Source organism: Streptomyces sp. NPDC053474, assembly GCF_044544845.1.
GTDB lineage: Bacteria > Actinomycetota > Actinomycetes > Streptomycetales > Streptomycetaceae > Streptomyces.
In genome coordinates this window covers 92,610-109,873 of record NZ_JBITXV010000003.1, presented here as the reverse complement: position 1 = coordinate 109,873, position 17,264 = coordinate 92,610, and the positions used below count along the sequence as shown (strand labels likewise).

Below are 17,264 nucleotides of genomic sequence, written 5' to 3'. Positions count from 1 at the left end.
CGTCGCGACGCCTGGCACTTCCCCAAGCTCTCGGCTTCGCTCGAGCAGGGGAGGCCCCATTCTCGCCGCGTTGCCGAAATGCCCTAGTAGCTCCTTCCCCAAGCTCTCAGCTGCGTTCGAGCAGGGGAGACCCCACCCGAGGACATTCCGGCGCCTTGCGATCGCACGCACCAGACGCCGCTCCTTGCTCCACGCCGACCCATCGGACAGGCCCTAGCGCCCCGGGCTTCGGGCGGGCCGGGCCTCAGCTTCCGGACCGCACCAGGGCTGCCGCCTTCTCGCCGATCACCAGTGCCGCCGCGTTCGTGTTCACGGACACGATCGACGGCATCACCGACGCGTCCGCCACGCGCAGGCCGCGCAGGCCCCGCACCCGCAGCCGCGGGTCGACCACCGCGTCCGCCCCCGTGCCCATCGCGCAGCTGCCCGCCAGATGGAAGTACGGTCCCGTCGCCGCCGTCAGGAACGCGCGGGCGCGCGCCTGGCCCGGCAGCACCTCCCGCGCTCCCCAGCGGGCGAGCGGCCCGGCGGCCGCGATCTCCCGCGCCACCTCGATGCCGTGCAGCATGCGCCGTACGTCGTCCTCGTCGGTCAGATAGCCCGGGTCGATCAGCGGCGGCGTGTCCGGGTCCGCGTCGGCGATCCGCACCGCGCCGCGGGAGCGCGGCACCGTGGCCACGCCGAGCGTGAAGCAGTTCTCCGGCGCCGCGAGCGTCGGCGGGTGGTACGGGACGTGGACGCACAGCACCTGCATGTCGGGGCCCGGCAGGGACGCCTCGCTGCGCCAGTGCAACGACGCCTCCGACAGGTTCGCCCGGCCCGCCGGGATCGGCGGGTCCACCTCGAAGACCACCCCGCACAGCGGATGGTCCTGGAGCGCGCGGCCCACGCCCGGCAGGTCGTGCCGAGGGTCGACGCCCGCCGCGCGCAGCTCGTCGGCGGGGCCAATGCCCGAGAGCAGCAGCAGGCGGGGCGAGTCGACGGCCCCCGCGCACACGATCACCTCGGCGCGCGCGTGCGCCGTGACCGGGGCGCCGCCGCGGACGAACTCCACGCCCGTGCACCGGTCGCCGCCGTCGCTCTCGAAGAGGAGGCGGCGCGCGCGGGAGTCGGCGGACACGGTGAGGTTCGGCCGGGCGCCGTCCAGGGGGCGCAGATACGCGTCGGCGGCGCTCTGCCGCGCCCCGTCGGCGATCGTCAGGTCGGGCCAGCCGACGCCCTCCTGGGCCGCGCCGTTGAAGTCGCCGGTGTGCGCGTGGCCCGCCGCGACGGCGGCCTCGACGAAGGCCGCGGACAGCGGGTTGGCGTCCTCGGGCCGCACGGGCGCGACCCGCAGCGGGCCCGCGTCCCCGCGGTAGGCCCGGTCGCCGCCGGGCACCGACTCCATCCGCTTGAAGTGGGGGAGCAGGTCGTCGAAGCCCCAGCCCGCGCAGCCCGCCGCCGCCCAGCGGTCGTAGTCCGCGCGGTGCCCGCGCAGGAAAACCATGCCGTTGACGGCGCTCGACCCGCCGAGTGTCCGGCCCCTCGGGCACGGCAGCGAGACCCCGCCGACACCCGGCTGCGGCACCGTCCGGTAGCCGTGGTCGGCGTCGCCGCCCATGAGCGAGGGCCACGCGTACGGCGTCGCGAGGTCCGCCTTGGGGCGCTCGGGGCCCGCTTCGAGGAGCAGCACGGTGCGGTCCCGCTGCTCGCTGAGCCGGGCCGCGACGACACATCCGGCGGACCCGGCCCCCACGACGACGTAGTCGTACTCCGTCGCCAACTCCCTTGCGCCTAAAGCCACTTGGCCCCTCCTGTCTGCCTGGGTGATAAGTGGGGCCAGGCAATCAGGAGCGGCGGCCGGGGCGCAGCGAAACGCCGAAAACGCGGGGGACTCAGGGGCGCAGGGCCGCCAGCGTCAGGTCGACGACCGCCGCGAAGGCCTCGTCGATGCCGGGCGTGAACCACTCGCGGGAGTAGCCCGGGTCGTGGAACCGGCCGGTGGCGTCGAAGACCGCGCGGGCCGTGCGCCCCGCGTCGGCGACGGGCGAGGCCAACTCGCCCCGGGCGACGCCCTCCTCGACGATCACGCGCAGGTGGGCGACCAGGTCGGCGATGTGCGCCTCCACCACACCGCTGTTCTCGCCGAGCAGGACCTCGTACGTCGCGAACAGCTCCGGGTCGTCGCCCGCCTTCTTGCGCTTGGCCGCGAACAGCACCGTGAACCAGCGGCGCAGCCGCTCGTCCGCGGGCGCCGAGCGGTCGTCCACGACGCGCTGGAGCTCGGCCGTCGTCCGGTCGAGCCAGCGCTTGGTGACCGCCTCCCGCAGCGCCGCCTTCGTACGGAAGTGGCGGTACACGGCGGCGTGGCTGACGCCGAGCGCGCGGGCCACGTCCACCACGGTGGCCTTGGCGGCCCCGTGGCGGCGCAGCACGTCCTCGGTGGTGGCGAGGATGCGCTCGGCGGTCAGGGTCTCGGTCGTAGCCATGGCCAAGACGGTACCCGGCGCCGTCCGGGCCCTCGTCAGCGCTCGCTGTCGAGGTGTGCCATCTGCGCCTCGGGGTAGCGGTCGCCCGCGGCCGCGCCCGCGGGCACGGCCTCCTCGACGGCGGCCAGGTCGGCGGCGTCGAAGGAGACGTCCAGGGCGCCGAGGGCCTCGGCGAGGCGGTCCCGGCGGCGGGCGCCGACCAGCGGCACGACGCTCGCGCCGAACCGCGGGCCCTGGGCGAGCACCCAGGCGATCGCGGTCTGCGCGACGCTCACGCCCTTCGCCTGCGCGATGGTGCGCAGGGCGTCGACCAGGTCGAGGTTGCGCTGGAGGTTCTCGCCCTGGAAGCGGGGGCTGACCCCGCGGAAGTCGTCCGCGGCGAGCTTGCGGTCGCGCGCGAAGTGCCCGGAGATCAGGCCGCGCGAGAGCACGCCGTACGCGGTGACGCCGATGCCGAGCTCGGCGGCGGTGGGCAGGATCTCGTCCTCGATGCCGCGCGAGATCAGGGAGTACTCGATCTGGAGGTCCGAGATCGGCGCGACGGCGGCGGCCCGGCGCAGCGTGTCGGCGCCCACCTCGGACAGGCCGATGTGCCGCACGTGGCCCTTCTCGACCAGCTCGGCGATGGCGCCGACGGTCTCCTCGATCGGCACGGTCTCGTCGACGCGGGCGATGCGGTACACGTCGATGTGGTCGACGCCGAGGCGCTGGAGCGAGTACGCGGCGAAGTTCTTCACCGCGGCCGGACGGCCGTCGTAACCGGCCCAGCCGCCGTCCGGGTCGCGAAGGGCGCCGAACTTCACGCTGGTGAGCGCCTTCTCGCGGTGCGCGGCGGGCGCGGTGCGCAGGGCTTCGCCGATGAGCAGCTCGTTGTGGCCCATGGCGTAGAAGTCACCGGTGTCCAGCAGGGTGACGCCCGCGTCGAGCGCGGCGTGGATGGTGGCGATCGACTCGCCCCGGTCCGCCTCGCCGTACAGCGCGGACATCCCCATGCACCCGAGACCGAGAGCGGAGGAGACGGGACCGGTGCTGCCGAGCTTCAGGGTGCGCATGAGGGCTCCTGGGGGTGTGCTGGGTAGGGGGGGCGGCGCGACGGGCCCCGGCGACGGGGCGGGCGAACGCCGTGCCTCCACCATGCACCCTCTGGTTACAGATTTCAAGTTTTGTTATCTGTAACCTGTCACTTGATCCTGGAGTTCGGGTGTCCGCAGCCGTTCCGCCGTGTGCTGTGCCGTCTTCCGGGCCCAGCTGCCGCTCGTCAGCGCGCCCACGCACAGGACCGCCGCGCCGCAGCCCGTGATGATCCACCAGGCCGGGCGGCTCGCCTGGGTGAAGTCCTCGGCGTAGGACGACGTGACGCCGGAGGCCAGGACCGCGCCGATCACCGCGACGCCGAGGGTCTGGCCGATCTGGCGGCTGGTGGAGGCCACGGCGGCGGCCACACCGGCCTGGGCGCGGGGCATCCCGGCCACGGCGGTGTTGGTGATGGGCGCGTTCACGACGCCGAAGCCGATGCCGAAGACGACGTAGGCGAGGAGGCGGGTGGCGGGTTCGTGCGCCGCGTCGAAGGCGGCGAAGAGGACGCCGGACGCCGTCATGGCCACGCCCGCGATCAGGAGGGACAGGCGGGGGCCGCGGGCGCCGACCAGGCGGCCGGAGAGCGGGGCGCACACCAGGGTCATCGCCGCCATGGGCAGCATCCACAGGCCCGCGTGCAGCGCGTCCAGGCCGCGTACGTCCTGGAGGTAGAGGGTGGAGAGGAACAGGAAGCCGCCCAGCGCGGCGAACGCGCTGATCGCGATGACCGTGGCCCCGCTGAACGGCGCCGAGCGGAAGAACCGCAGGTCGATAAGGGGCTCCGCGCGGCGCGGCTCGTACAGGAGCAGCCCCGCGAGCGCCGCGGCCGCGGTGCCCGCGCACAGCATGATCAGCGGCGAGGTCCAGCCCGCCGTGGGCGCCTCGATGATCGCGTACGTGAGGGCGCCGAGCAGCAGCATCACCAGGACCTGCCCGACCGGGTCGGCGCGGCGCGGCTTCGGCGCGCGGGACTCCGGGACGTACCGGGTGGTGAGGAAGAGGGCCGCGAGGCCCACCGGCAGGTTCACCCAGAAGATCGCGCGCCAGCCCACCGCGTCCACGAGCAGGCCGCCCACCAGCGGGCCCGCCGCCATGGAGATGCCGACGACCCCGCCCCACACCCCGATGGCGCGGGCCCGCTCGCGCGGCTCGGTGAAGGTGTTCGTGATGATCGACATGGCGACGGGGTTGAGCATGGAGCCGCCCACCGCCTGGACCATGCGGAAGGCGACGAGCGACTCCAGGTTCGGGGCGAGGGAGCACAGCACCGAGCCGAGGGTGAAGACGGCGAGCCCCGCCTGGAACACCCGGCGGCGCCCGACGCGGTCCCCCGTCGAGCCCGCCAGCATCAGGAGCGAGGCGAGGACGAGGGTGTACGCGTCGATCGTCCACTGCATGCCCGAGATGCTGGTGTCGAACTCCCTGGCCATGGTGGGCAGGGCGACGTTCAGGATGGTGTTGTCCAGGCTCACGATCAGCAGGCTCATGCAGCAGATGGCGAGCACCAGTTGGCGGAGCCGGGGGCTCAGTTCGGACTCGGGCATACAGCCGACGGTATCCCCGGGGCGGGTGCCGTGCCCCGGGCGGCCCGGGGCGCGCGGCAGCCGGAGGCTCAGCCCAGGTCACGCGGCAGCCTGAGGCTCAGCGCGGCCAGGCCGAGCAGGCCCGCGAGCTGCGCGCCCAGCACGATCGCGAACGCGCCGCGCAGGCCGAGGCCCGGCTCCAGGGCCAGGAACAGCGAGCCGAGCGTGGCGACGCCGACGGCCAGGCCCGACTGCTGGGCGGTCGCCGCGAGGCCGCTGCCCGCGCCCGCCCGCGCCGCGGGCACGGCGGCCAGCAGCACGCGGTAGTACAGCGGCAGCTGGATGCCCTGGCCGAGGCCGCACAGGAGCAGGCCGGGGGCGAGCGTCAGCGGGCTGAGCGCGGACCACGGGGCCCACAGGACGGTGGCGGCGAGCACGGCGAGGCCCGCGCCGTGCACCAGGGCGCACAGGGGCAGGGTGCGGCTGCCGAACCGGTTCACCACGCGCGGCAGCAACAGGGACGCGCCGAACTGTGCGAGCCCCATGGGGACCAGCGTCAGGCCCGCCTTCAGGGCGCCGTAGCCGAGCCCCTCCTGGAGCGTCACGGCGCTGACGAACATGAAGCCGCTGAAGCCGATGAAGATCGGGGCGCCGATCAGCAGCCCCCGCACGACCCCCGGCTCGCTCAGCAGCGACAGCGGCAGGAGCGGGCTGCCGCCGGTGCGCTCCGCACGCCGCTCCACGGCGGCGAACGCCCAGATCAGCAGGGGTGCGGCAAGGAGCGTGAGCACCGCCCACAGCGGCCAGCCCGCCGAGCGGCCCTCGGTCAGCGGCAGCAGCAGCGCGAGCAGCGCGGCGGCGAGCAGCACGGTGCCGCCGACATCGCTGCGCCCCGGCTGCCCGGCCCGGCTGTCCGGCACCGACCGCAGCGCGAGCGGCCACGCGAGCGCGACCACCGGCACATTGATCAGGAACGCCATGCGCCAGCCGGTCCCCGCGAGGTCGGCCGACACCAGGACCCCGCCGAGCACCTGCCCGAGCACCATCGCGAGCCCGCTCACCGCCCCGTACAGGGCGACGGCCCGCGCGCGCCGCTCGCCGCGCGTCGTCGCGTGGAGCGTGGCGAGCACCTGCGGAAGCAGCAGCGCGGACGCGGCGCCCTGCGCGGCCCTGAACGCCACGAGCGACCAGGCGTCGGGGGCGACACCGCAGGCCAGCGAGGTCACCCCGAACCCGGCGACGCCCCACAGGAACAGCCTGCGCCGCCCGTACGCGTCCCCGAGGCGGCCGCCGAGGACCAGCAGCACGGCGTACGCGAGGGCGTACCCGGCGGCGACCATCTCCAGGGCGGACGGGGAGGCGCCCAGGTCGCGCTCGATGTCGGGCAGGGCCACGTTGACGACGAAGAAGTCGGTGCTCGGCAGGGAGGTGCCGAGCAGGAGGGCGAAGAGGCCCAGGGCGCTGAGCACGGGGGCCGTGGCGGAGGCAGTGGCGGTAGCGGTCGTAGTCGTGGTCGTGGAGATCGGCGTAGGAGTCGTTGTGCGTGTCACGGATACGACGATGAGCAGTCGCCAAGACGGGTACCAGAGTGTCTTTATCCTGGTAGTAGCCGCACCTGGCAACGGGGCGCGGGCTGCGCGAGGCTGGGAGCGTGACCATGGCCATGACCGCAGAGCCGCTGACGCCCACGGGGCCCGTCGCGGACGACGCCACCCGCAGGCGGGAGCTCGCCGCCTTCCTGCGCAGCCGCCGCGAGCGGATCACGCCCGAGCAGGTGGGCCTGCCACGCGGCACCCGGCGGCGCACGCCCGGCCTGCGCCGCGAGGAGGTCGCGCAGCTCTCCGCGGTGGGCGTCACCTGGTACACGTGGCTGGAGCAGGGGCGGCCCATCCGGGTCTCCGCGCAGGTCCTCGACGCCATCGCCCGCGCGCTGCTCATGGACCAGACCGAGCGCGGCCACCTCTTCGCGCTCGCCTGCGTGGTCGACCCGCGCCCCGAGACCGAGTGCCCGCTCGTGACCGGCACCGCCCTGCGCCTGATGCACCGCATGGCGCCCTATCCGGCGACCCTGCAGAACGCCCGCTACGACGTCCTCGCCCACAACGGCCCCTTCGCGCAGGTCTTCGGCGACCTGACCGAGCTGCCGCCCCGGGAGCGCAACTGCCTGTGGCTGCTCGTCACCAGCAGGCGCTGGCGCGAGACCTTCCTCGACCGGGACGAGATGCTGCGCGACCTGATCGCGAAGTTCCGCGCGGGCATGGCCGAGCACGTGGCCGAGCCCGCCTGGAAGGAGCGGCTCGACGGGCTGCTCCAGGAGTCGGCGGAGTTCCGCGAGCTGTGGCGGCGCCATGAGCTGGGCGCGATGTCGCCGCACGTCAAACGCTATGAGCACCCCCAGGTGGGGCTGCTCAGCCTGGAGCACCGCACCATGTGGCTCGCGCCGGAGTCGCAGGCCTACCGCCTCGTCGCGTACGTGCCCGCCGACGACGGCACCGAGGAGCGCCTGGAGCGGCTCGCGGAGCTGGCGGACGGGGCGCGCGCGGGCTGAGGGACAATGGATGCTTGCCCGCTCCTCATCGAGAGTCCCGTACGTTCCCGGAGAGCCGCCCGATGTCCCAGCCGCAGACCGCACCGTCGACGCTGTCGATCGGTCCCCACCTGGTGCAGCCGCCCGTCGTGCTCGCGCCCATGGCCGGGATCACGAACGCGCCGTTCCGGACCCTGTGCCGGGAGTTCAGCGGCGGCAAGGGCCTCTTCGTCAGCGAGATGATCACGACGCGCGCGCTCGTCGAGCGCAACGAGAAGACCATGCAGCTGATCCACTTCGACGCGAGCGAGAAGCCGCGCTCGATCCAGCTGTACGGCGTCGACCCGGCCACCGTCGGCAAGGCCGTCCGCATGATCGCGGAAGAGGACCTCGCCGACCACATCGACCTCAACTTCGGCTGCCCGGTCCCCAAGGTCACGCGCAAGGGCGGCGGCTCCGCGCTGCCGTACAAGCGCCACCTGCTGCGCGCGATCCTCAAGGAGGCCGTGAGCGGGGCGGGCGACCTGCCCGTCACGATGAAGATGCGCAAGGGCATCGACGACGACCACATCACGTACCTGGACGCGGGGCGCATCGCCGTGGAGGAGGGCGTCACCGCGATCGCCCTGCACGGGCGGACGGCCGCGCAGCACTACGGCGGCACCGCGGACTGGTCCGCGATCGCCCGCCTCAAGGAGCACGTCCCGGAGATCCCCGTCCTCGGCAACGGCGACATCTGGTCGGCGGCGGACGCCGTGCGCATGATGCGCGAGACCGGGTGCGACGGCGTGGTCGTCGGGCGCGGCTGCCTGGGGCGGCCGTGGCTGTTCGGCGACCTCGTGGCCGCGTTCGAGGGTCGTACGGAGGACCTGGCGCGGCCCACGCTGCGGACCGTCGCCGACGTCATGGTCCGGCACGCCGCGCTCCTCGGCGAGTGGATCGGGGACGAGGCGCGGGGCGTCATCGACTTCCGCAAGCACGTGGCCTGGTACCTGAAGGGGTTCTCGGTCGGCTCCGAGATGCGCAAGCGGCTCGCGGTCACGTCGTCGCTCGCGGAGCTCCGGGGCGGGCTCGACGAGCTGGACCTGGACCAGGCGTGGCCCGACGGGGCGGACGGGCCGCGCGGGCGGACCTCCGGCAACAACCGGGTGGTCCTGCCGGACGGGTGGCTCCGCGACCCCTACGACTGCGCGGGCGTCCCCGAGGAAGCCGAACTGGACACCTCGGGCGGCTGACGGCTTTCCCTCCGCCCTCCCTGTGGGCGGCTGGTCCGCCCAGGGGGCGGAACGGGCGGGCACAGGGCGGACCCCGCGCCGCCGGGTTGCGTGCCCCGCCTGAACGCCAGCCCAAGTGGGACGGCCCGGGGCGCCTCGGCGCTGTGCCCACCCTTCCCCAAGCTCTCGGCTTCGCTCGAGCAGGGGAGACCCCACTCGCCCAGCGGGACGATTGCCCACAGCGGGACGGCTGGTACCGGCTAGCCGATGGTGGTGGCTGTCAGGAGGGCCAGGGGGGCGGCCGCTGAGCGGGCGTCCTGGGTGCAGGCGTGGGGGTAGGGAACCGGCTCGGGGTAGGCGGTGCGTTCGTAGCCCGCCAGGACCTCGGGGAGCCGCCCGCAGGCCGTGGCCGCGGCGTCCACCAGGGCCCGGGCCACCACCCGGGCCTCGTCGTGCAGCCCGTACCGCGAGAGCCCGAGCGTGATGAGCGCGTTGTCGTGGGGCCACACCGACCCGCGGTGGTAGGAGAGCGGGTGGTACGCCCCCTGCCCGGCGGCCAGCGTGCGCACGCCCCAGCCGGAGAAGAAGTCGGGTTCGAGGAGGCGGCGCCCCACCGCCTCGCCGTACTCCTTGTCGAGGAGCCCGGACCACAGCAGGTGCCCCGCGTCGGAGGCGAGCGCGTCGACCTGCCGCCCCTCCCCGTCGAGGGCCAGCGCGGGAAAGCCGCGCGCGGCCATCCAGAAGTCCCGCTGGAAGCGGTCCCGCAGGTCGGCGGCGGCCTGGGTGAGCAGGTCCGCGTAGACGGGGTCGTCCCAGACGGCCCGGGCGAGCCAGGCCGTGCGCCGCAGCGCGTCGTACGCGTAGCCCTGGGCGCCCGCGGCCATGACGGGCCCGGTCGGCCGGTCCCCGTCGGCGCCGCAGATCGCGCCGGGGGAGTCCTTCCAGTTCTGGTTGGCGAGCCCGCCCTCGTCGGCGCGGTAGACGAGGTAGCCGCGCGCGGTGAGCCCGCCGTGGTCGAGCATCCAGCCGACGGCGGCGCGTGCGTGCGCCTGCAACCGGCGGGCGAGCGCCGTGTCACCGGTCTGCTCGGTGTACGCGCCGAGCAGGACGAGGAAGAGCGGGGTGGCGTCCACGGAGCCGTAGTAGCGCCCGTACGGGACCTGGTCGAAGTGGGCGAGCTCGCCGTGCCGCACCTCGTGCACGATCTTGCCGGGCTGCGCGGCCCGCCCGCGCGTGGCCTCGGTGGCCTGGGTCGCGGCCAGCGCGGGCAGTGTCGCGGCGGCCAGGCGCGGCAGATACGGCAGCGCGAAGAGCGAGGTCAGGAGCGCGTCACGGCCGAGCAGGGTGAGGAACCAGGGGACCCCGGCACCGGGCACCCGCAGCTCCTCGCCGTCGGGCCCGCGCGCGGGCACCTGGAGCGCGGCGAGGTCGAAGAGCCCGCGCGTACACGCGGCCGTGAGCTCGGGCCAGGCCGCGGGCAGCGCCACGTCGGCGGTGAACTCCCGCTGTACATCGGCCAGTTGGGAGATGGCGGCGCTCGGCGACGCGGGCGGGGGCGGCAGCGGCGGCGCGCCGTGCGGCGCCGCGGCGACGGTCAGGGCGAGCTCGGCGGAGGCGTGCGCGGCCAGTTCGAGCGCCCACACGAGCCGCCGGGCCCCGGTGCCGGTCTCCTCGACGGCGTCCGGCGCGGGCTCGGCGGTGACGGTGGTGCGGGCCAGCCAGTCCCCGCGGCGGTAGGCGAACTCGATGCCGCCCGGGCCCCGTTCGTCCGCGTCGCCCGGGGCCTCCAGGACCCGCCGGGAGCGGACCGCGCCCGGCTTCGCGTACGTACGGTGGTCCGCGCGCAGCTCGAACTGGTCGGTGAAGTCGGCGTCGGCGGTCAGCGCGAGCCGCAGCGTCGTCGGCACCGGGCGGTTGCTGGTGATCCGCACGGCCTCGACCAGCGTGCCGTCGGTGACGGCCTGCTCGCGGAAGAGCGTGTAGGCGGGCGGCTCCTGACGGCCGCCGCGCGGCACGAGCACGCAGCGCGCCACGTCCGCGCCCACGCCCCTGCCGCCGGTCCCGGGGGCGGGCCCGCCGGTCCCGGTCTGTCCGCCCCCGGCGGGGCTCAGGACCTCGGGGACGGCGCCGTCCACGGTCAGCTGCCAGCGGCTCAGGTGCCGCGCGTCGCGCACGAAGAGGCCGTCGGGCGAGCCGCCGCCCGGAACGCCGCGGATGTCGCCGCCCGGGCCGACGGCCGCGAACGTCGTACCGCGTACGAGCAGGTGGTGGTCGTGCCGGTCAGTCATGTCGGGCCCTCTCGCTCCTGCCAGCCCCCGCTGTGTGGTGGGCGGACGCGTGGTCCGCGTCCAGGTGCAGATCCAGTGCCAGTGCCGCGCTCCAGCTGAAGCCGCGGGTGCCGCAGCCGCGCCCCGTATACGGATCGACGTACTCGGCGAAGCCGGAGGCCGCGGCCACGTCAAGGAGCGCCGCGCGCAGGGCGTCGGCCCGCGCCCGCTCGCCGTGCAGCCGCAGACCGCGCTCGACCAGCCAGTTGGTGTTGATCCAGGCGGGCCCGCGCCAGTAGCGGCGGGCGTCGAAGGCCGGGCTCAGCAGGTCGTGGCTGGGGACGAGCCGGGCCCGGCTGCCGAGCGCGAAGTGCGGCCCGCACACCGTGTCCACCAGGGCGGTGACGACCTCGCCCGGCAGGCCCGGCAGCAGCAGCGGGACGAGCCCGGTGACCCCGCGCTCCGCCACCAGCGCGCCCCCGTCGGGCCCGGCCCGCAGGTCGCGGCAGCGGAAGATCCCGGACGCCGGGTCCCACAGCCGCTCCACCAGGGCCCGGGTGAGCCGCTCCGCGCGCTCGTGCCGGGCCGTCGCGGCGACGCCGAGCTCGCCGGTGATGCGGGCGAGGGCGTGCTCGGAGGCGATCAGGAGGGCGTTGAAGGCCGGGTCCTCGACGGCGAAGTCGCCCTGTTGTTCGGCGGGCCCGGGGTCGGCGGCGCCGTACCCGCGGTCGCGGTAGTCCGTCGCGAGCCGTACGTACCGTCCGTAGTCGAGGTCCGTCGGCCGGTCGCGCGGGCAGCCGTGGTCCAGGTCGGCGCGGCGGAAGGTGCGCGGCAGCGCGGGGGAGACCCGGCTCAGCGGGCCGTCCCAGCACGGGCTGTTGTCCATGCCCTGCTCCCAGGGGTGCACGACGGCGGCGAGCCCCGCGCCGCCGAGGTCGCGCCGGTGCAGCAGGAAGCGGTGCCAGGCCGCCAGGCGCGGGTGGACGCGCGCGAGGAAGGAGCGGGCCCGGGACAGACCGGGGTCGGCGAGGTGCACCAGCCAGACGGCGAGGGCGTGCACCGGCGGCTGCACGATGCCGGAGGTCTGCACCCCGCCCGGCGCGCCCGCCGCGCGCCCGGCGGTGGCGGAGCGCCAGAAGTCGGGGCTGGGGAAGTACGCGTCAAGGGGCACGGAGGGGTTGAACACGATGTGCGGGACGCGGCCGTCGCCCCACTGCGCGCCGAGCAGCGTCTCCAGCTCCAGCTGGGCGCGCAGCGGCGACAGATGGCGCAGCCCGATCGCGATGAACGCGGAGTCCCAGGACCACTGGTGGGGGTACAGCTCGCGGGACGGGACGGTGGAGGTGCCGGTCCAGTTGCCGTGCAGCACCCGGGCGGCGGCCGTGCGTAAGGGGTCGCCCCGCGCGCCCGCTCCGGCCGTGCTCTTGGGCGCGCTCGCGCCGCTCGTCACCCCGTCGGCCAGGACCGCGGCCGCCGGGGAGGACGGCGCCGTCACCGCGGCGCCCGTGGTGGTGCGGTCCACGCGTCTCTCCCTCAGCCCGGCAGCGCGCTTCCCGTGCCGACAGGCTGTCAGTTCGGCTGTTTCCACCCTAGGGTTACGTCTACTTAACACGCAAAACCCAATATGTAACGTCGAGTTGACGCGCGCAAGGGGAGATGTGGGTAGGCAAGGGAGCAGGGGACGAGGAGTGGCCATGAGGAACGGGACCTCGGTGCGTGGGACCGCCCAGGCGAGCGCGGGCGACCTGCTGCACCTCGTGCGCAGCGGCCGCGCCACCACACGCGGCGCCCTCCAGCAGGTCACGGGCCTGTCCCGGGCCACGGTCGGCCAGCGCCTGGACCGCCTCTTCCGCGCGGGCTGGCTGCGCGAGGGCTCCGCGACGGTGGCGGGTTCCCCGCTCGGCGGCCGCCCCGCGGCCCGCCTTGAGTTCGACGACGGACACGCCGTGGTCCTCGCCGCGGGCCTGGAGACCCGGCACGCCCGCGCGGCCCTGCTCACCCTCACCGGGGACGTCCTCGCCGAGCACACCGGGCCCTTGCGGGTGGACGAGGGCCCGGAGCGGGTCCTGGACGAGCTGGGGGTCCGCTTCGCCGCGCTGCTGCGCGAGGGCGGCCGGGCCGCGCGCGCGGTGTGCGGCATCGGGCTCGCCGTGCCGGGCCCGGTCGACAGCGAGACGGGCCGCGTGGTGCAGCCGCCGATCATGCCGGGCTGGGACGGCTACGACATAAGAGCACGCCTGCGCCGCTCCTTCGCCGCGCGGGCGGGCGGCTCCGCCCGGGTGCCGGTCCTCGTCGACAACGACGCCAACCTCATGGCGTACGGGGAGCAGCGCGCCGCCTACCCCGACTGCTCGGCCTTCGCCCTGGTCAAGGTCTCCACCGGCATCGGCGCGGGCGTCGTCGTGGACGGCTCCGTGTACCGGGGCGTGGACGGCGGCGCGGGCGACATCGGGCACATACGGGTGCCGTGGGTGCCCGGGAGCGGGTCCGCCCTGTGCCGCTGCGGCTCGTACGGCTGTCTGGCGGCGGTGGCCAGCGGGCGCGCGCTCGCCCGGCGGCTCGCGGCGGCGGGCGTGCCCGCGCCCTGTGGCGCGGACGTGACCTCCGGCTCCGACGTGGCGCAGCTGCTCGCGGCCGGGCACCCGGAGGCGGTGCGCCTCGCGCGCGAGGCGGGGCAGCGGGTCGGCGAGGTGCTCGCCACGGTCGTGACGCTCCTCAATCCGGGCGTTCTGATGATCGCGGGAGATCTGGCCGGAACGCCCTTCCTGACAGGCGTGCGGGAGCTGCTCTACCAGCGGGCGCTGCCGCGCTCCACCGCTCATCTGGAGATCGTCACCTCGCGGCTCGGCGAGCGCGCGGCCGTGGCCGGGGCGGGGGCCCTGGTGGTGGAGCACCTGTACGCGCCGCAGCGTGCGGAGGAACGGCTCGCGGCCCTCGGCTTCTGAGCCGGGCACGGGGTGCCCCGAGCTTCGCCCCACCCCTCCGGCCGCCTCTCGGGTGAGCCGAGGGGCGCTCAGATGCCAAAACTCTGGCAAGTCAGGGCGTGATTCTCGCCACCCCTGATAACCCCTACGCTCAGATGAGCGGATCTTGCCCCGCTGCACCTTTCCAAGGGGTGGCACTGAGTGCCACGCGTTGACACTTCAAATGATCGATCGCATTGCTACGTTCCGTGCTCGATCCGGCGCATGGTTTCACGCTACGCATTCATGTCTTCAAGAGGTGAACTCATGCTCGTCAAGATCATTACTCGCGCGTTACTTTCGATCTGCTGGCACACGGGTGGTTGCGGCCGCATGACCCACAAGTGGACGTACCCAGAAGCCTTCGATCTGGGTATGTTCCTCGCCGTCAGGGCAGCCGCGTCCTCGAGGAGTCGAGACCCGTGTCGGAAAACAAAGATCCCCACGTAGCTCAGGGCGTGAAGTTCGTTTACGACTTCACCGAGGGCAACAAGGACCTCAAGGACCTCCTCGGCGGCAAGGGTGCGAACCTCGCCGAGATGACCAACCTGGGCCTTCCCGTCCCTCCGGGCTTCACCATCACCACCGAGGCCTGCAAGGTCTACCTCGACAGCGGCGAGGAGCCCGTGGCGCTGCGCGACGAGGTGAGCGCGCACCTCGACGCCCTCGAGCAGAAGATGGGCAAGAAGCTCGGCCAGGCCGACGACCCGCTGCTCGTCTCGGTCCGCTCGGGCGCCAAGTTCTCCATGCCCGGCATGATGGACACCGTCCTGAACATCGGGCTCTCCGACACGTCCGTCCAGGGCCTCGCCAAGCAGGCGGGCGACGACCGGTTCGCCTGGGACTCCTACCGCCGGCTCATCCAGATGTTCGGCAAGACCGTCCTCGGCGTCGAGGGCGACCTCTTCGAGGACGCCCTGGAGGCGGCCAAGGACGCCAAGAAGGTCACGGTCGACACCGACCTGGAGGCGGCCGACCTCAAGAAGCTCGTCACCAAGTTCAAGAAGATCGTCAAGGCCGAGGCGGGCCGCGACTTCCCGCAGGACCCGCGCGAGCAGATGGACCTCGCCATCAAGGCGGTCTTCGACTCCTGGAACGGCGACCGGGCCAAGCTCTACCGCCGCCAGGAGCGCATCCCGCACGACCTGGGCACCGCCGTCAACGTCTGCTCGATGGTCTTCGGCAACCTCGGCCCCGACTCGGGCACGGGCGTGGCGTTCACCCGCGACCCCGCCAGCGGCCACCAGGGCGTCTACGGCGACTACCTCCAGAACGCGCAGGGCGAGGACGTCGTCGCGGGCATCCGCAACACCGTCCCGCTCGCCGATCTGGAGCAGATCGACAAGAAGTCGTACGACCAGCTCATGCAGATCATGGAGACCTTGGAGACCCACTACAAGGACCTCTGTGACATCGAGTTCACCATCGAGCGCGGGCAGCTGTGGATGCTCCAGACCCGCGTCGGCAAGCGCACCGCGGGCGCGGCCTTCCGCATCGCGACCCAGCTCGTCGACCAGGGCCTGATCAGCGAGGCCGAGGCTCTCCAGCGCGTCACCGGCGCCCAGCTCGCGCAGCTGATGTTCCCGCGCTTCGACGACGAGGCCAAGGTCGAGCAGCTCGGCCGGGGCATCGCCGCCTCGCCGGGCGCCGCCGTCGGCAAGGCCGTCTTCGACTCCTACACCGCCATCAAGTGGTCGCGCTCCGGCGAGAAGGTCATCCTGATCCGCCGCGAGACCAACCCCGACGACCTGGACGGCATGATCGCCGCCGAGGGCATCCTGACCTCGCGCGGCGGCAAGACCTCGCACGCGGCCGTCGTCGCGCGCGGCATGGGCAAGACCTGTGTCTGCGGCGCCGAGGAGCTTGAGGTCGACACCAAGCGCCGCCGCCTCACGGTCGGCGACACCGTCGTCGAGGAGGGCGACGTCGTCTCCATCGACGGCTCCACGGGCAAGGTCTACCTGGGCGAGGTCCCGGTCGTGCCGTCCCCGGTCGTCGAGTACTTCGAGGGCCGCATGCACGCCGGTGCCGACGACGCCGACGAGCTCGTCCAGGCCGTGCACCGCATCATGGCCTTCGCCGACGGCAAGCGCCGCCTTCGGGTGCGCGCCAACGCCGACAACGCCGAGGACGCGCTGCGCGCCCGCCGGTTCGGCGCGCAGGGCATCGGCCTGTGCCGCACCGAGCACATGTTCCTCGGCGAGCGCCGCGAGATGGTCGAGAAGCTGATCCTCGCCGACACCGACGGGGAGCGCGAGGAGGCCCTCAAGGCCCTGCTCCCGCAGCAGAAGCAGGACTTCGTCGAGCTCTTCGAGGCGATGGATGGCCTTCCGGTCACCGTCCGCCTGCTCGACCCGCCGCTGCACGAGTTCCTGCCCGACATCACCGAGCTGTCGGTCCGCGTCGCGCTCGCCGAGTCCCGCAAGGACGCCAACGAGAACGACCTGCGCCTGCTCCAGGCCGTGCACCGGCTGCACGAGCAGAACCCGATGCTGGGCCTGCGCGGCGTCCGCCTCGGCCTGGTCATCCCCGGCCTGTTCACCATGCAGGTCCGCGCGATCGCGGAGGCCGCCGCCGAGCGCAAGAACGCCAAGGGCGACCCGCGCGCCGAGATCATGATCCCGCTGGTCGGCACCGTCCAGGAGCTGGAGATCGTCCGCGACGAGGCCGACCGGGTCATCGCCGAGGTCCAGGCCGCCACCGGCACCGATCTGAAGCTCTCCATCGGCACCATGATCGAGCTGCCCCGCGCCGCCGTGACGGCCGGGCAGATCGCCGAGGCCGCCGAGTTCTTCTCCTTCGGCACGAACGACCTCACCCAGACGGTGTGGGGCTTCAGCCGCGACGACGTGGAGGCCTCGTTCTTCACCGCGTACCTGGAGAAGGGCATCTTCGGCGTCAGCCCCTTCGAGACCATCGACAAGGACGGCGTCGGCGCCCTGGTGCGCGGCGCCGTCGAGGCGGGCCGCGCCACGCGCCCCGACATCAAGCTCGGCGTCTGTGGCGAGCACGGCGGCGACCCGGAGTCGGTGCACTTCTTCCACGAGGTGGGCCTCGACTACGTCTCCTGCTCGCCCTTCCGCATCCCGGTCGCCCGCCTCGAAGCGGGCCGCGCCGCCTCCCAGGCCCAGGGCAGCGACCACCGGTAGAGCCCCGGGCGGCGCCCCCCGCCCGAAGAGACCCCGGGTCCGTCGCCGTGTCCCCGACCCTCAACCGATGCGGCGA

Annotated in this window: 11 protein-coding genes; 4 read left to right on the top strand and 7 right to left on the bottom strand. The window is 73.9% G+C overall.

What is annotated here, in order from left to right; translation table 11 throughout:
• Positions 1-244: 244 nt before the first annotated feature.
• The 5 genes from ACIG3E_RS07335 to ACIG3E_RS07315 form a co-directional block, all read right to left on the bottom strand.
• Positions 245-1,783, bottom strand: a complete 1,539-nt coding sequence (locus ACIG3E_RS07335) for a GMC family oxidoreductase (RefSeq protein ID WP_399612399.1) — start codon at positions 1,781-1,783, stop codon at positions 245-247.
• 91 nt (positions 1,784-1,874) lie between these two features.
• Entirely contained in the window at positions 1,875-2,468 is a 594-nt protein-coding gene (locus ACIG3E_RS07330; RefSeq protein ID WP_399612396.1) for a TetR family transcriptional regulator, read from the bottom strand.
• A 35-nt stretch (positions 2,469-2,503) separates the two neighbouring features.
• On the bottom strand, positions 2,504-3,520 hold the full coding sequence (locus ACIG3E_RS07325; protein ID WP_399612392.1) for an aldo/keto reductase: 1,017 nt from the start codon (positions 3,518-3,520) through the stop codon (positions 2,504-2,506).
• A 114-nt stretch (positions 3,521-3,634) separates the two neighbouring features.
• Positions 3,635-5,089 carry an MFS transporter gene (locus ACIG3E_RS07320; protein WP_399612390.1) on the bottom strand — a complete coding sequence of 485 codons (1,455 nt, stop codon included), beginning with the start codon at positions 5,087-5,089 and terminating at the stop codon, positions 3,635-3,637.
• A 68-nt stretch (positions 5,090-5,157) separates the two neighbouring features.
• A complete protein-coding gene (locus ACIG3E_RS07315; RefSeq protein ID WP_399612387.1) occupies positions 5,158-6,618 on the bottom strand; it encodes an MFS transporter in 1,461 nt (486 codons plus the stop codon).
• 107 nt (positions 6,619-6,725) lie between these two features.
• On the opposite strand from ACIG3E_RS07315, the gene ACIG3E_RS07310 reads away from it, so the two are divergent.
• Both ACIG3E_RS07310 and dusB read left to right on the top strand, forming a co-directional pair.
• Positions 6,726-7,616 (top strand): helix-turn-helix transcriptional regulator, encoded by an 891-nt coding sequence (locus ACIG3E_RS07310; RefSeq protein ID WP_399612385.1) that lies wholly within the window; start codon positions 6,726-6,728, stop codon positions 7,614-7,616.
• A gap of 62 nt (positions 7,617-7,678) precedes the next feature.
• Positions 7,679-8,830, top strand: a complete 1,152-nt coding sequence (gene dusB / locus ACIG3E_RS07305; RefSeq protein ID WP_399612382.1) for a tRNA dihydrouridine synthase DusB — start codon at positions 7,679-7,681, stop codon at positions 8,828-8,830.
• Positions 8,831-9,069: 239 nt separating this feature from the next.
• Here the strand turns inward: dusB and ACIG3E_RS07300 are convergent, their stop codons facing one another.
• Both ACIG3E_RS07300 and ACIG3E_RS07295 read right to left on the bottom strand, forming a co-directional pair.
• Positions 9,070-11,097, bottom strand: coding sequence for a glycogen debranching N-terminal domain-containing protein (locus tag ACIG3E_RS07300; RefSeq protein WP_399612381.1), 2,028 nt, complete (start codon positions 11,095-11,097; stop codon positions 9,070-9,072).
• Positions 11,090-12,598, bottom strand: coding sequence for an MGH1-like glycoside hydrolase domain-containing protein (locus ACIG3E_RS07295; protein ID WP_399612379.1), 1,509 nt, complete (start codon positions 12,596-12,598; stop codon positions 11,090-11,092). Before ACIG3E_RS07295 ends, ACIG3E_RS07300 begins: the two co-directional genes overlap by 8 nt.
• Positions 12,599-12,770: 172 nt before the next feature.
• Here ACIG3E_RS07295 and ACIG3E_RS07290 point away from each other — a divergent pair, with 172 nt between their 5' ends.
• Both ACIG3E_RS07290 and ppdK read left to right on the top strand, forming a co-directional pair.
• Positions 12,771-14,021, top strand: coding sequence for an ROK family protein (locus ACIG3E_RS07290; RefSeq protein WP_399612376.1), 1,251 nt, complete (start codon positions 12,771-12,773; stop codon positions 14,019-14,021).
• 440 nt (positions 14,022-14,461) lie between these two features.
• Positions 14,462-17,188 (top strand): pyruvate, phosphate dikinase, encoded by a 2,727-nt coding sequence (ppdK, locus tag ACIG3E_RS07285; protein WP_399612373.1) that lies wholly within the window; start codon positions 14,462-14,464, stop codon positions 17,186-17,188.
• Positions 17,189-17,264: the final 76 nt, after the last annotated feature.